This window comes from Ectothiorhodospira lacustris, assembly GCF_022227845.1.
In the GTDB taxonomy this organism is placed as follows: domain Bacteria; phylum Pseudomonadota; class Gammaproteobacteria; order Ectothiorhodospirales; family Ectothiorhodospiraceae; genus Ectothiorhodospira; species Ectothiorhodospira lacustris.
The window spans coordinates 1-13404 of sequence record NZ_JAJNQN010000002.1 but is presented as its reverse complement, the minus strand read 5'-3'; the positions used below and the strand labels follow the sequence as shown (position 1 = coordinate 13404).

Genomic DNA, 13404 nt, shown 5'->3' with positions numbered 1-13404 from the left:
AGGTCGTGACTGGATTCCCGCTTGCGCGGGAATGACTTGCTCAGAACATCCCAACCGACAAGCCCCTCTCCCCTTGCGGGAGAGGGGTTGGGGTGAGGGGAGAGCGGTTCTGCTAAAGTGCCGGTAACCGGTACACCGTTCCTCTTCACCCTTTCTCTCCTCACGGGAGCGCAGGGTGTCCGTATCCCTGGATCCTTACATGCGTATACCCAGCCCTCGTCCCCTCGCACGTGTTCTGCCTCTCCTGCTCCTGCCGGTTACGGCGTTGGCGACTCCGCTGGCCGAGGCCCTTCAGTCCTGTACCGGCATCACCGACGATCTCGCCCGCCTGGCCTGCTACGACCGGTTGGCCGAACAGCCCGTTGCAGACGGGGACGGTGTGTCGCCGCCGCCATCCAGAATCCTGGCACTGCCTGGCGGCGAGGCAGCGCGAGATCTCGCCCGAGTCCGCCGGCCGGCCTCCCACATCGATACCGCTTGGGGTTTTGCCCCTGACAGCAGTCGCTACGTGATTGCCTCCCACCGCCCCAGCTACCTGCTGCCGGCCCGTTACACCGACCGCCCCAACGAACAGCCCTTTTCGCCCCTGATGGAACTGACTGATGCCGACCGGGTGGAACTGGATTCGGTGGAGGCCAAGTTCCAGTTCAGCTTCAAGACCCGGCTCTGGGCCTCGGAAGACCGCCGCTGGGGCCTGTGGGGCGCCTATACCCAGCAGAGTCAGTGGCAGGTCTATAACGACCGGGACGGGGTGTCACGACCTTTTCGTGAAACCAACTACATGCCGGAGCTGATCCTGAGCTACCGACCGGACCTGTCCCTGGGAGGCTTCCACTGGCGCTTGCTCAATGTGGGCTACAACCATCAGTCCAACGGCCGGGCCGAGCCCCTGTCCCGTAGCTGGGACCGGCTCTTTGCCGAGGTGGCCGTGGAGCGGGATGACCTGGTCCTCAGTGCCCGGCTTTGGCACCGAGTCCAGGAAAGCGGCAACCGGGACGATAACCCGGACATCACCGACTATCTGGGCTACGGTGACCTGACCGCTTTCTGGCGGCGAGACGGCCACAGCTACACCCTGATGCTCAGAGGCCGCCCCAGCACTGGCAAGGGTGCCGTGCAGGCCACCTGGATGACTCCGCCGGTACTGGGGCCGCTGCGGGCCTATGCCCAGGTCTTCAGCGGTTATGGGGAGAGCATGATCGACTACAACTGGCGCCAGAACACCCTGGGTTTCGGGCTGGCCCTGAGCGACCTCTACTAGCCTTCCCTTCGGGGCATGTGTTCCGGCGGCAACGGCGCCCGTCCCCGCATCCGGTCGGCGATCTTCTCCGCCATCATGATGGTGGGGGCGTTGAGGTTGCCGGTGATGATGCGGGGCATGATGGAGGCATCCACCACCCGCAGACCCTCCACTCCGAGCACCCGCCCTTCGCCGTCCACCACCGCCATGGGGTTCGCCGGCGTCCCCATGGCGCAGGAGCCCGCCGGGTGGTAGGCGGTTTCGCCGTGCTCGCGCACGAAGGCATCCAGCGCCGCCTCCGAACGGACGTCACTGCCGGGGGACAGCTCCCGCCCCAGGTACGGCGACAGGGCCGGCTGGGCCATGATCTCCCGAGTGAGACGGATGGCATCCCGGAATTCCCGCCAGTCCTGGGGGTGGCTCATGTAGTTGAAGCGGATGCGCGGGGCCAGGCGCGGATCCTTGCCGGCCAGGCGGATCCAGCCCCGGCTGGGAGAGCGCATGGAGCCTACATGGGCCTGGAAGCCGTGGGCCTCCACCGCCTGGGTGCCGTTGTAATTGATGGCGATGGGCAGGAAGTGGTACTGGAGATTAGGCCACTGGAAGGCCGGATCGCTGCGGATGAAGCCGGCGGCCTCGAAGTGGTTGCTGGCGCCGATGCCACGGCCCGAAAACAGCCACTGGGCGCCGATCCAGGGCTGGTTCCACCATTTCAAGGCCGGGTAGAGGGTGACGGGGCGGCGACACTGATACTGGATGTAGATCTCCAGGTGATCCTGCAGGTTCTCGCCCACGCCCGGCAGGTCATGGACCACCGGGATGTCCAGGGTCTCCAACTCGGCGGCCGGACCGATCCCCGAGCGTTTGAGCACCGCCGGGGAGAGGATGGCGCCGGCGCAGAGAACCACTTCCCGCTGGGCATAGGCATGTCGGCGCCGACCCCGGTGGATGAAGCTGACCCCTTGGACGGAATGCCCTTCGATGAGTACCTGCTCGGTGAGGGCATGGGTCAGGATGCGCAGATTGGGCCGTGGGCGGGCCAGGTCCAGGTAGCCTCGTGCGGTGCTGGAACGGCGCCCTCGGGGGGTGGTGGTCCGGTCCATGGGGCCAAAGCCCTCTTGCTGATAGCCGTTCACGTCCGGTGTGTGGGGATGACCGGCCTCCTGGGCCGCCTGAATGAAGGCCTGATAGAGCGGGTTGTTGTCCGTCCGGGGCGTGGTCACCTGCAGGGGACCCTGGTCGCCGTGATAGGCGTCGGCGCCGATGTCCCTGTTTTCCGCCTTCTTGAAGTAGGGCAGGCAATGGGCATAGTCCCAACCCGGCAGGCTGAAGTCTGCGGCCCAGTGGTCATAGTCCAGGGCATTGCCGCGGATATAGCACATGCCGTTGATGAGGGACGATCCGCCCAGGCCCTTGCCGCGGCCACAGTCCATGCGTCGCCCGTTCATGTGGGGTTCCGGTTCGGTCTGAAAGCCCCAGTTGTAGCGACGGCCCTGCAGGGGATAGGCCAGGGCGGCCGGCATCTGGGTGCGAAAGTCCGCCCGCCAGTCCCGTCCGCCGGCCTCCAGCAGCAGCACCCGGGTGTCCGGGTCTTCGGTCAGCCGGGAGGCCAGTACGGCGCCGGCGGAACCGGCACCGATGATGATGTAGTCGTAGGTCATGTCCTGCATGGGGGCTCCGGATTCAGATGAGGGGTGGGTCTCCCTCCGGGTTAGAACACGCTGTCCACCGTGCCGAGTTCCACGTACACCGACTTGCGCTGGGTGTAGTGCTCCAGGGCGGCGCGCCCGTTTTCTCGTCCGATACCCGACAGCTTGTAGCCGCCCACCGGCATCTCCACCGGTGACAGGTTGTAGGTATTGATCCAGCAGATGCCTGCCTGGAGTTGGTGGATCACCCGGTGGGCCCGGGCCAGATCCCGGCTGAATACGCCTGCGGCCAGGCCGTAGCGGGTGTCGTTGGCCCGCCGGATGACGGCCGCTTCATCCTCAAAGGACTGCAACACCATCACCGGGCCGAAGATCTCCCGGCGCACCAGGGGGTGGTCATCCGGGCAGTCGGCGAACACGGTGGGTGCCACGAAAGCCCCCTCCGGGGCGTCGTCGGGGCGCAGTCGTTCCCCGCCGATCAGGCAGTGCAGGCCGTCTTCCCGGGCCTGTCGGATGCGGCCCATGACCTGCTCGCAGTGGGCCTCGCTGATGACCGGTCCCAGGGTGGTGGCCGGGTTCAGCGGGTCCCCGGCGCGGATGTGCCGGATGCGTTCCAGCAGGCGGCTCTGGAAGACCTGACGGATGGAGGCCTCCACGAAGACCCGGGTACCGTTGGTGCAGATCTGGCCGCTGCTGTAGAAGTTGGCCATCAGGGCCGCGTTCAGGGCCTGCTCCAGATCCGCGTCGGCAAAGATGATCAGCGGCGACTTGCCCCCCAGTTCCATGGTGACCTGCTTGAGGCTGCTACGGGCGGCATCGGCCATCACCGCTTTGCCGGTTTCCACCTCTCCGGTGAAGGAGATCTTGGCGATATCGGGGTGATGGGTCAGGGCCCGACCCACTTCCGCGTCTCCCTGCACCACGTTGAAGACACCCGGCGGTAGACCCGCCTCGGTGAAGATGTCCGCCAGCGCCAGGGCGCTCAATGGGGTGAGTTCGCTGGGTTTGAAGACCATGGCGTTGCCGCCGGCCAGGGCCGGGGCCGCCTTCCAGCAGGCGATCTGCAGGGGGTAGTTCCAGGCGCCGATGCCGGCGCATACCCCCAGGGGTTCCCGGCGGGTGTAGATGAAGGCCTGCTCGCCCTGGGGGATTTGTTCCCCTTCCAGCCCCATGGCCAGTCCGGCGAAATATTCCAGGGCGTCGGCGGCGGTCTGGATGTCTACGCTGGCAGTCTCGCTGATGGGCTTGCCGGTGTCCTGGGTCTCCAGGGTGGCCAGGGCCTCGTTGCGGTCGCGCAGCAGATCCGCCGCCCGGCGCAGGATGCGACTGCGGGCCATCGGGGGCATGGCGGCCCAGGCTTTCTGGCCCAGCGCCGCCGAGCGCACGGCCTCGTCCACCAAGGCCTGATCCGCCGCCTGAATACGGGCGACGGTCTGCCCGGTGGCCGGGTTGATGGTATCGAAACAGGGGCCCTCCTGGACCTGGATACGTTGTCCATGGACGTAACTGCCCTGGATTATTTCAAAGGCGGGCTGGGTGTGGGGCATGGGTTCTCCCGGTGCTCTGCGGATGGGAAGGGTTTGCTTACGTCCGGAAATCCTGGGGTACGTGCTGCCCCAGCCAGGCCCGGGCATTGTCCCTGGCCAGTCGCCGGCAGGCTTCGATATCGATGCCTGCCGGTGTCAGGGCGCCCCGCAGCCAGAGACCGTCGATGAGGGCGGCCACGGACCGGGCGGCATCCCGGGCCTGATCCGCCGGCATGACCTTGCGGAACTGGTGGCACAGGTTGGCATACAGGCGCCGTTCGTTAACCCGCTGCAGGCGGCGCAGGGAGGGCTGATGCATGCTGGCGGCCCAGAACTCCAGCCAGGCCCGCATGGCGGCCACATTGGTCTGGCTGGAGTCGAAATTACCGTCGATGATGGCATTCACATGGCCGGCAACATCCTCCGCAGGAATCTGTCGGCGCCGTTCTGCCACCGCCTCCCCCAACTGTTGAAGCAGATGGCGCATGGTCGCCTCCATCAGCCCCGCCTTGTCCCCGAAATAATGGCTGATGATGCCGGTGGATACCCCCGCCAGGCGTGCGATACGTGCAATGGTGGCATCCGCCATGCCGTACTGGTGAATTGCTGTGAGTGTGGCGCTGATCAGTTGTCGGCGTCGTCCGGCCGCCATGAGGGATGATTGCATTATGGGCTCCAGTAGGCGCGTATATTTCACTCTAAATCAGATTGAATGATCGTTCAATTATAGTTTGATTGATCGTTCAATCAGGGTTGATTTGTCAGCAGATACTGGGCACTCTGAAAAGGCAACACTGAACCAGTTCCTTGTCATCACTCTCGCGAACCTCCAATGCTCCCATGAACTTCCGTCACACTCGCGAGCCGCCGTCATTCCCGCGAAGGCGGGAATGACTTACTCAGAACATCCAAAATGTCACGCCCGTTCCGGGGCGAATGAGGAGAAGAGTCAACATGCATCGTTTGCTGAGCGCAATCACCGTATCCGCCATGACCCTGACCGGTATTGCCCAGGCTGCCGAACCCGCTGAATGCGCACAGGTGCGGTTCGCAGAGGTAGGCTGGACCGACATCACCGCCACCACGGCGACTGCCCAGGTAGTTCTGGAAGGCATGGGCTATGACACCCGCAGCCTCACGGTGTCCGTCCCCATCGCCTATGCGGGGTTGGAGAACCATGACTTTGATGTCTTCCTGGGTAACTGGATGCCCAGCATGGCCAGCATCATCCAGCCCTATCTGGAGCGGGGTACGGTGGAGACCATTGCCACCAATCTGCAAGGGGCCAAGTACACCCTGGCGGTACCCCGGTATGTGCATGATGCCGGCGTGACCCATTTCAGTGATCTGGCGGAGCACCGGCGCCGGTTCGGCGGGCGCATCTACGGCATCGAATCCGGCAATGACGGTAATCAGATCATTCAGCAAATGATGGATGACGATGCCTTCGATCTGGGGCGTTTTCGTCTCATGGAGTCCAGTGAGGCCGGCATGTTGGGTGAGGTGCGTCACAAGACCGCCCGCGAGGAATGGATCGTATTCCTGGCCTGGGAGCCCCATCCCATGAATACCCGGTTCGACATCGCCTACCTGGAGGGCGGAGATGAATATTTCGGCCCGGACTTCGGTGCCGCCACGGTGCACACCAATGTGCGTACCGGCTACACGGCCCAGTGTCCGAACGTGGGACGTCTGCTGACTCAGCTCTCCTTTACCCTGGAGATGGAAAACCATCTCATGGACCAGATCATGAATCGGGACGTGGACCCCAAGGTGGCGGCCCGCGCCTGGTTGCAGGAAAATCCTGATGTCCTGGAAGGCTGGTTGGACGGCGTCACTACCCGGGACGGTGAAGATGCCCTCACAGCAGTGGCCCAGGCTATCGCCGCGGCGACGGCCGAGTAGTTCTCCGCCCTCCAAGCCGGCCTGCCGGCGAACAGCGACGCCAGCCGGGTGCAGACGTTCCGGGGGGTTATCGGCTATCTTCAGCCTCCATGACTGCTCCGCGCCGCATCGCCCACTTGGACATGGATGCTTTCTATGCCTCCGTGGAACTGCTGCGTCATCCGGAGTTGCGCGGTCAGGCGGTGGTGATCGGAGGTCGCCGCCGCGCCTTGGGGGAGCCCGGACAGGCCGCCGCCGCCCGGCTGGGAGAGTATGCCGGACGCGGGGTGGTTACCACGGCCACTTACGAGGCCCGCGCCCTGGGCGTCTCCTCGGGCATGGGACTCATGAAGGCGGCCCGGAAGGCCCCGGAGGCCATCCTGCTGCCGCCGGACTTCGAGGCCTACCGGGACTATTCCCGGCGCTTCAAGACCGCGGTGGCCGCCATCGCCCCCTGCATCGAAGACCGGGGCATTGATGAGATCTACATCGACCTGACCCATGTCCCCGGCGCATCCGGGCCCTTGGGGCAGCGGCTCAAGCAGGCCGTTCGTGATGCCACGGGCCTGTCCTGCTCCATCGGCATCGCCCCCAACAAGCTTCTGGCCAAGCTGTGTTCCGAGTTGGACAAGCCGGATGGCCTCACCCTGCTGGCTATGAACGATATCCCGGCGCGGATCTGGCCTCTGCCGGTGGGCAAGGTCAACGGCATCGGTCCCAAGGCCTCGGTCCGGCTGGAAGCCTTGGGTGTCATGACAGTGGGAGATCTGGCTGCCTGCGGCCCCGGCCTGCTGCGGGAGCAGTTCGGACCCACCTACGGGGCCTGGTTGCATCAGGCGGCTCGGGGCATTGATGATCGGCCGGTGGAAACCGTTTCGGTGCCCCGTTCGGTCAGCAGGGAAACCACCTTCGAGCGGGATCTGCATCCCCGTCAGGATCGGGCCGAACTATCGGAGATCTTCACAGCCCTGTGTGTGCGGGTGTCCCAGGATCTGGCCCGCAAGGGCTGCCGGGGCCGCACGGTGGGTATCAAGCTTCGCTACGAGGACTTCCGCACCCTTACCCGTGACATTACCCTGGCACGTCCGGTGTCCGAGGCGATGGATATCCGCCGGACAGCAGGGGAATGCCTGCGCCGGGTGCCCCTGGAGCAGCGGCTTCGCTTGCTGGGAGTGCGTGTGTCGGGACTGAGTTTCGGTGACGAGGATGCGTCGGCCGACGGGGGCACGCAGATGGAGCTGCCACTCTGATGATGTTGAGCCAATACGACCGAACGAGAAAACGATGCTGTTGACCCTTGCCGTGATGCTGTTGATCCTGTTGTTGGGCTTGGTACTGCTGCTGTGGCATGCCCGTACCGCCTTCGTCATCACGCTGGAGAAGGGCAGGGCGCGGACCTTGCGGGGGACCTCGCCACCCGGTTTCCTGCGTGGCTGCGATGAGGTGGCGCGGATGTATCGTCTCACCCAAGGGCGCATCAGCGGCGTCCGGACCGCCCACGGGGTGCAACTGCGCTTCTCCCGTGAGATCCCGGCCCATGTACACCAGCCTTTTCGCAATGTCTGGACACCGCCCACGGACGGCGGCGGCGGCGGTCATCGGGCCGCCGGGTAAGACCGCTTCGGATCAGGGCGCAGTGTCCCAAACCCCCTGCAGAAAGCCGGTGCCGCCCAGGTAGCCCATCTGGCGTTCTATCCAGGCCTGCCGGGCACGGACATAGTCCGAGGGGGCGGCCACCCGGTATCGCACCGGTCCGGGCAGTACTGCCGCCAGCAGTGCCGCTTCCCTGGTCGTGAGTTCCGCCGCCGGTTTATCGAAGTAGATCCGGCTGGCCGCCCCCACCCCGTAGACATTGGGTCCGAACTGGGCCACGTTCAGATACACCTCCAGGATGCGTTCCTTGGGCCAGAGGGCCTCGATCAGAACGGTCAGGTAGGCCTCGGTCACCTTGCGGGTCAGGCTGCGCTCGGGCCACAGGAATACGTTCTTGGCCACCTGCTGGGACAGGGTGCTGGCACCGCGCAGACGTCCCCCGTCCCGGTATTCGTCAATGGCGGCACGGATGGAACGAAAATCGAATCCCCGGTGATCCAGAAAACGCTGATCCTCTGCAGCGATCACGGCCAGGGCCGCCTGGGCGGAAATCTGCTGCCGGGGCACCCACTCGTGGTTGACCGGGATGGTGCCGATGGCGGGGCGGGAGGACCACTGGTGTTGCAGCATGAAGGCGGTGGTAGGAGGGTCCACCCACCGCAGGCTGCCCACGATCAGGGCGCTGAGCAGCACCAGCGCCACCAGGCTCGCCAGGAGCCAGCGCAGCAGGCGCCCCCACAGGGGCCGGCGACGGGGTTTGGACGGGTATTTTCGCACCCGGGAACTATCTCAATTTCCAGCCCGGATCGGAAGCCGTGCGTGCCGATATCCCACTGACCGGCGGTAGCTCATGGGGATTCTCCCGCGAAGCGGCTAAATGCTCGGCATCAGAGGGAAAATGCCGACTATCCACAAATGCTGTGGATAAGTCTGTGGAGAGCATGTCGGAAACCGGGTCGAGGGCGCATGAGAACAGGGGGCTGCTAAATTGGTCATGAAATGATCAAATTTTTAATTATTTGATTTTAAATGCTTTTATTTTTATTGCCGGCCATGCCTGAGCATGGCTGATGGGTTCCATGTCGCTGCATCAGGTATTTCCCATGCTGTGCATATTCCTGGGCATATCCACGCCTGTCATTCGATTTTCATGCTTTCTTGATCAGTCTTTAACGGTGGGAAAAGACACTCCTCATTTTTCGAGGAGATACCGACCATGCAACGCGCCCTGTTAGCCTCTGCCCTGGCAACGATCATGGGCTCTACCATGCTGATGTCCGGTTGTGACTCATCTTCCAACAGCGCAGATGATCAGTCGGGTCATGGCACGGTAGAGTTGTCGGTGCTCGGCCAGTATCAAAGCGGAGAATATGCCCGCAGTGCAGCCGAGATCGTGACCTATGATCCGCAAAGCCGCCGTGCCTTCGTGATCAATGCCGCCAGTGGCCAGGTGGACGTGCTGGACATGAACGATCCGGCCAATCCGGCCCGGCTGTTTGCCATCGACGTCTCGGATATCGGCGCCGACGCCAACAGTGTGGCGGTAAAAGACGGCATTGTCGCCGTGGCTGTGGAAGCCAATGTGCGTACCGATAACGGCTCGGTCGCCCTTTTTGACGCCGATGGCAATCGGCTGAACGTAGTGGAAGCAGGCGCCCTGCCGGATGCATTGACCTTTTCTCCCGACGGCCGTTATGTGCTGGTGGCCAACGAGGGTGAGCCCAACGACGACTATACGATCGACCCCGAAGGGTCCGTGTCCATCATCGATCTTAGCGACGGTGCGGATCTGGCTACCGTACGTACGGTGGATTTCAGGGCCTGGAATGGCCGGGAGGACGAACTGCGCGCCGCCGGCGTGAGGATCTTCGGCCCCGGCGCCACCGCTGCCCAGGACTTCGAGCCGGAGTGGGTGGAAGTCTCTGCCGATTCAAGCACCGCCTACGTGTCTCTGCAGGAGAACAATGCCATTGCCGTGGTGGACATTGCCACGGCCACGGTGACGGCCATCCTGCCTCTGGGCTTCAAGGACTGGTCGGAAAGCGGTGAATGGGCCGGTAACGGTTTTGATGCCAGCGACCGTGACGGCGGCATCCATATCCTTCACTGGCCCGTCCTTGGGGTCTATCAGCCGGATACCATCCGTCTCTACGAGACCGGGGGGCAAGCCTACATCCTGACCGCCAACGAAGGGGATGCCCGGGACTACGGCGGCTGGACCGAGGAGTTCAGGGTGGGTCAGCTGCAGCTCGCCCCGGCGGCTTTCCCCAACGCGGCGGAGCTGCAGCAAAATGAACAGCTGGGACGCCTGCGGGTGACCTCCACGCTGGGAGTGAGCAACGACTGCGATCCGTCCAGCAAGGCAACCGACGTGCGTCAGGATTGCGTCTATGACACCCTCTACGCCTTCGGTGCGCGGTCCATGTCCATCTTCCGGGTCACCGAGACGGGACTGGTCAAGGTGTACGACACCGGATCGCAGATGGAGGAAACCACCGCGGCGCTGTATCCCGACGATTTCAATGCCAACAACAGCGAAAACAACAGCTTCGACACCCGTTCCGACGACAAGGGGCCGGAGCCGGAAGGGATCGCCATTGGCGAGGTGGATGGTCGGGTCTATGCCTTTGTCGGGTTGGAACGCGTGGGCGGCGTGATGGTCTACGACATCACCGAGCCGGAGCAGACCGTCTTTGTGCAATACATCAACAACCGGGACTTCAGTCTGCCCAATACGCCGGAGGCCCTGACCACCACCGATCTGGGTGCCGAAGGCCTGCATTTCATCCCGGCCGCCGATAGCCCTGATGCCCAGGGTCGGGCGCTGCTGCTGGTGGGCAACGAGGTCAGCGGCACAACGACGGTCTTCGCCATCGACGTGGTTCCCGCCGCCCAGTGATTTTGCACCAGGGGGGATCCAACGCGGATCCCCCCTTCCTCAGGCCACCCCCTTGGAACCCGGACCGGTTTAGGCTATCCTGCGCCACCTTGCCGCAGTCGAAATTTCCCGCATCGGCAGGCGACGTTTCCCAGCGCACATTCGCCCTGAAACGTGCTAACATCCTTTTTCACGCGCCCGTAGCTCAGCTGGATAGAGTACTGCCCTCCGAAGGCAGGGGTCACTGGTTCGAATCCAGTCGGGCGCGCCATAAAATAGAGAACAAAAACAGCCGCTTACAGGATATCCTGGGCGGCTTTTTTGTTGCCTGGTCACATGGGAGTGCTGCTGTGTGCCCAAAATGTGCCCATCCCCTCGCGCCCTTTCCAACATGTTCTGGTCAAAACGTCCACAGGAACACCGAGTAGCTTGCCGAGTTCGTGGCGGATTGCGCCGATGTCGAGCAGCGTCGTTTCAGGCGTCGGATCAATCAGGATATCCAGGTCGCTGCCATCCGTGTCTTGGCCGCGCAGGGCAGATCCAAACACCCGAGCATTGCAGGCGCGGTGAGACTCGACCACATGCCGGATCGCGGTACGATTCGAGTTCAAGGCTTCAGAGGGCTTCATGTGATGGATCTCAGTGTCTGGGCGCCTCGCTCAGCAAAGCCTCCAGTGTCTCCGCCTCCAGGATGGCATCAGCCCAGGTTTCCAGTTGCTCAGGGCCGGCCTGGTCGAGCCGGGTCTGCGCCCATGTGGGGATCGCACCGTACTTCTTGACGATCTGCCGGGCGAGCATGCGACGGGTACCTTGCTCACGCCCTTGTTCCAGTCCTCGCTCCAGCCCTTGCTCCAGCGCTCTTCCCCCAGATAGCAGATATTATTAACCCGGCAATCAAAAGTCTTTGACTTGAAATCTCAAGCTATTGATTTTATTCGTTTGAAATTGAAAATAATCATACTTGTTTAATTGCCGGTTTAATATATTGCCGGGTAGTTTTGAATGGCGCTCGTGCGCCCAGTGGTTTCAGGTGCGCGAAAGCCCAGAAGATGAATCCGCCTTTGGAGGCTGAGCGATGGACAGACGGCGTGCCCTTGACCTGCTAAGCCGCAGCAAGCCTGAGTTGCAGGCCCGGTTCGGCGTGATCCGGCTTGCCCTGTTCGGCTCCACCGCCCGTAATACGGCAGGAAGTGGCAGCGATGTCGATGTGTTGGTGGCCTTTGACGGCCCGGCCACTTCCAAACGTTATTTCGGTGTGCAGTTCTACTTGGAGGACATGTTTGGCTGCCCGGTCGACTTGGTCACAGAAAAGGCCCTGCGGCCGGAGCTTCGCCCTTACATTGAACAGGAGCGAGTCAATGTCTGATACCAGGAAGCGCGAGTGGCGCTTCTACCTCGACGACATGATCGATTTCTCCGGGAAGGTGTTCGCCTACACCGACGGCCTCGACCAAGCCGGTTTCGTGGCCAGCGCTCTCACCTACGACGCCACTCTGCGTAATCTGGAACTGATCGGCGAAGCCGCCACCCATATCCCTGATGAGGTCCGGGCCGCCCATCCTGAAATCCCCTGGCGGATGATCATCGCCACCCGCAACCGCCTCATCCATGGCTACCTCGGCATCGACGACGACACCGTGTGGAGCATCATCCGGGATGACTTGCCCGAACTTTTGCCGAAGCTCAAGGCGCTTAAGGACGAGACATAGGCGTGAAACCTGGCAGCGTCAAGATCATCGACTGATGCCGGGTTTCCATTCATTGGGACTCAGTGTCTGGGCGCCTCGCTCAGCAAGGCTTCAAGCGTCTCCGCCTCCAGGATGGCATCAGCCCAGGTTTCCAGTTGCTCGGGACCGGCTTGGTCGAGTCGGGTCTGCGCCCATGCGGTGATCGCGCCGTACTTCTTGACGATCAGACGGGCCAGCATGCGACGGGTACCTTGCTCACGCCCTTGCTCCAGGCCTTGCTCAAGGCCCTCTTGGCGCCAGCGTTCCTCTCCATTGTAGAGCACCACCGGCAGGACAGGCGGCAGCTTGCCGTTAGGGTCAAGGACCGAGTGGAAAGTCTGAGGGAGATCAACGAGACGCTCGACAGGATCATGGACGCGGCCAACGCCAGCATTCCGCGTCTCCGCGCGCAGCGCATCGAGGGTGGTAGTGGCGGCGCCACCCGTATCCGAGCCCGGCTCGACGGCGCCGAAGTCAAAATTGAAATCTCACCGGTCACGCGTGGCGTCGTGCACGATCCTGAACGCCGCGCCGTATCCCCAACGGTCGAAGATGAATTCGGCTATGCCGCCGTCCAGGTTGTGTCATTTGAGGATTTGTTCGGTGGCAAACTCCATGCGGCGGTCGATCGCCAGCTCCCCGCGCCCGACGCATCAACTGCTCGCGCCCGGACTGAGCGATCTGCACGAACCCTATGCCAGGGAATTCGTCGGCATGACGACCATCCCGATCTCCGTCGACGAGCTCGAAGCGACCAGAGTTCGGCTCATCGCCGATATCCGCGGTCGCCTGTGTGACAACACCGCGCAATTCCTACTCAGCCTGCATGACGGCGAACCTGATTTCGAAGCGATCGGATTGCCGCAGGCACAAACCCTTCCAGCCATCCGCTGGAAACTCTTCAACC

14 protein-coding genes, 1 tRNA gene and 2 pseudogenes are annotated in these 13404 nt (G+C 63.1%); 10 read left to right on the top strand and 7 right to left on the bottom strand.

Going from position 1 to position 13404, the window contains the following annotated elements:
- The first annotated feature begins 265 nt into the window (after nt 1-265).
- Nucleotides 266-1261, top strand: a complete 996-nt coding sequence (locus LQ956_RS01800; protein ID WP_238629271.1) for a phospholipase A — start codon at nt 266-268, stop codon at nt 1259-1261.
- Here LQ956_RS01800 and betA read toward each other — a convergent pair.
- The 3 genes from betA to betI are packed head-to-tail and all read right to left on the bottom strand — an operon-like array spanning nt 1258 to nt 5082.
- A complete protein-coding gene (gene betA / locus LQ956_RS01795) occupies nt 1258-2910 on the bottom strand; it encodes a choline dehydrogenase (RefSeq protein WP_238629270.1) in 1653 nt (550 codons plus the stop codon). The genes LQ956_RS01800 and betA overlap by 4 nt on opposite strands.
- Before the next feature lie 41 nt (nt 2911-2951).
- Entirely contained in the window at nt 2952-4436 is a 1485-nt protein-coding gene (gene betB / locus LQ956_RS01790) for a betaine-aldehyde dehydrogenase (RefSeq protein ID WP_238629269.1), read from the bottom strand.
- 37 nt (nt 4437-4473) lie between these two features.
- Entirely contained in the window at nt 4474-5082 is a 609-nt protein-coding gene (gene betI / locus LQ956_RS01785; RefSeq protein ID WP_238622931.1) for a transcriptional regulator BetI, read from the bottom strand.
- Between the two features lie 287 nt (nt 5083-5369).
- Here betI and LQ956_RS01780 point away from each other — a divergent pair, with 287 nt between their 5' ends.
- The 3 genes from LQ956_RS01780 (at nt 5370) to LQ956_RS01770 (ending at nt 7913) form a co-directional block, all read left to right on the top strand.
- Nucleotides 5370-6320: a choline ABC transporter substrate-binding protein gene (locus tag LQ956_RS01780; protein ID WP_238622932.1), complete on the top strand. Its 951-nt coding sequence runs from the start codon at nt 5370-5372 to the stop codon at nt 6318-6320.
- Between the two features lie 89 nt (nt 6321-6409).
- A complete protein-coding gene (gene dinB / locus LQ956_RS01775) occupies nt 6410-7549 on the top strand; it encodes a DNA polymerase IV (protein ID WP_238622933.1) in 1140 nt (379 codons plus the stop codon).
- A gap of 34 nt (nt 7550-7583) precedes the next feature.
- Nucleotides 7584-7913 carry a DUF3634 family protein gene (locus tag LQ956_RS01770; protein ID WP_238622934.1) on the top strand — a complete coding sequence of 110 codons (330 nt, stop codon included), beginning with the start codon at nt 7584-7586 and terminating at the stop codon, nt 7911-7913.
- A gap of 12 nt (nt 7914-7925) precedes the next feature.
- Here the strand turns inward: LQ956_RS01770 and mtgA are convergent, their stop codons facing one another.
- Nucleotides 7926-8669 carry a monofunctional biosynthetic peptidoglycan transglycosylase gene (gene mtgA / locus LQ956_RS01765; protein WP_238622935.1) on the bottom strand — a complete coding sequence of 248 codons (744 nt, stop codon included), beginning with the start codon at nt 8667-8669 and terminating at the stop codon, nt 7926-7928.
- 439 nt (nt 8670-9108) lie between these two features.
- Here mtgA and LQ956_RS01760 point away from each other — a divergent pair, with 439 nt between their 5' ends.
- Together LQ956_RS01760 and LQ956_RS01755 are read left to right on the top strand one after the other, a co-directional pair.
- Nucleotides 9109-10791, top strand: a complete 1683-nt coding sequence (locus LQ956_RS01760) for a choice-of-anchor I family protein (RefSeq protein WP_238629268.1) — start codon at nt 9109-9111, stop codon at nt 10789-10791.
- Between the two features lie 173 nt (nt 10792-10964).
- A tRNA-Arg gene (locus LQ956_RS01755) sits at nt 10965-11041 on the top strand.
- Nucleotides 11042-11102: 61 nt separating this feature from the next.
- Here LQ956_RS01755 and LQ956_RS01750 read toward each other — a convergent pair.
- The gene (locus LQ956_RS01750) at nt 11103-11399 is read right to left on the bottom strand and encodes a nucleotidyltransferase family protein (RefSeq protein WP_238629267.1); all 297 of its coding nucleotides are present in this window, start codon (nt 11397-11399) and stop codon (nt 11103-11105) included.
- Nucleotides 11400-11409: 10 nt separating this feature from the next.
- Nucleotides 11410-11601 carry a DUF4351 domain-containing protein gene (locus LQ956_RS01745; protein WP_255721747.1) on the bottom strand — a complete coding sequence of 64 codons (192 nt, stop codon included), beginning with the start codon at nt 11599-11601 and terminating at the stop codon, nt 11410-11412.
- A gap of 244 nt (nt 11602-11845) precedes the next feature.
- Here LQ956_RS01745 and LQ956_RS01740 point away from each other — a divergent pair, with 244 nt between their 5' ends.
- Nucleotides 11846-12136: a nucleotidyltransferase family protein gene (locus LQ956_RS01740; RefSeq protein ID WP_238629263.1), complete on the top strand. Its 291-nt coding sequence runs from the start codon at nt 11846-11848 to the stop codon at nt 12134-12136.
- Nucleotides 12129-12479: a HepT-like ribonuclease domain-containing protein gene (locus LQ956_RS01735; RefSeq protein ID WP_238629261.1), complete on the top strand. Its 351-nt coding sequence runs from the start codon at nt 12129-12131 to the stop codon at nt 12477-12479. Before LQ956_RS01740 ends, LQ956_RS01735 begins: the two co-directional genes overlap by 8 nt.
- A gap of 59 nt (nt 12480-12538) precedes the next feature.
- Here the strand turns inward: LQ956_RS01735 and LQ956_RS01730 are convergent, their stop codons facing one another.
- Nucleotides 12539-12781, bottom strand: a complete 243-nt coding sequence (locus LQ956_RS01730) for a DUF4351 domain-containing protein (RefSeq protein ID WP_238629260.1) — start codon at nt 12779-12781, stop codon at nt 12539-12541.
- A gap of 87 nt (nt 12782-12868) precedes the next feature.
- On the opposite strand from LQ956_RS01730, the pseudogene LQ956_RS15035 reads away from it, so the two are divergent.
- Both LQ956_RS15035 and LQ956_RS15030 read left to right on the top strand, forming a co-directional pair.
- A pseudogene (locus LQ956_RS15035) lies at nt 12869-13072 on the top strand (nucleotidyl transferase AbiEii/AbiGii toxin family protein); the annotation flags it as partial.
- 28 nt (nt 13073-13100) lie between these two features.
- A pseudogene (locus LQ956_RS15030) lies at nt 13101-13404 on the top strand (nucleotidyl transferase AbiEii/AbiGii toxin family protein); the annotation flags it as partial.

Bases quoted from the DNA above. Each gene is read 5' to 3' on its own strand.
- betA (WP_238629270.1), bottom strand. From the start codon at position 2,910: ATGCAGGACATGACCTACGACTACATCATCATCGGTGCCGGTTCCGCC.
- betB (WP_238629269.1), bottom strand. From the start codon at position 4,436: ATGCCCCACACCCAGCCCGCCTTTGAAATAATCCAGGGCAGTTACGTC.
- betI (WP_238622931.1), bottom strand. From the start codon at position 5,082: ATGCAATCATCCCTCATGGCGGCCGGACGACGCCGACAACTGATCAGC.
- LQ956_RS01780 (WP_238622932.1), top strand. From the start codon at position 5,370: ATGCATCGTTTGCTGAGCGCAATCACCGTATCCGCCATGACCCTGACC.
- dinB (WP_238622933.1), top strand. From the start codon at position 6,410: ATGACTGCTCCGCGCCGCATCGCCCACTTGGACATGGATGCTTTCTAT.
- LQ956_RS01770 (WP_238622934.1), top strand. From the start codon at position 7,584: ATGCTGTTGACCCTTGCCGTGATGCTGTTGATCCTGTTGTTGGGCTTG.
- LQ956_RS01760 (WP_238629268.1), top strand. From the start codon at position 9,109: ATGCAACGCGCCCTGTTAGCCTCTGCCCTGGCAACGATCATGGGCTCT.
- LQ956_RS01750 (WP_238629267.1), bottom strand. From the start codon at position 11,399: ATGAAGCCCTCTGAAGCCTTGAACTCGAATCGTACCGCGATCCGGCAT.
- LQ956_RS01740 (WP_238629263.1), top strand. From the start codon at position 11,846: ATGGACAGACGGCGTGCCCTTGACCTGCTAAGCCGCAGCAAGCCTGAG.
- LQ956_RS01735 (WP_238629261.1), top strand. From the start codon at position 12,129: ATGTCTGATACCAGGAAGCGCGAGTGGCGCTTCTACCTCGACGACATG.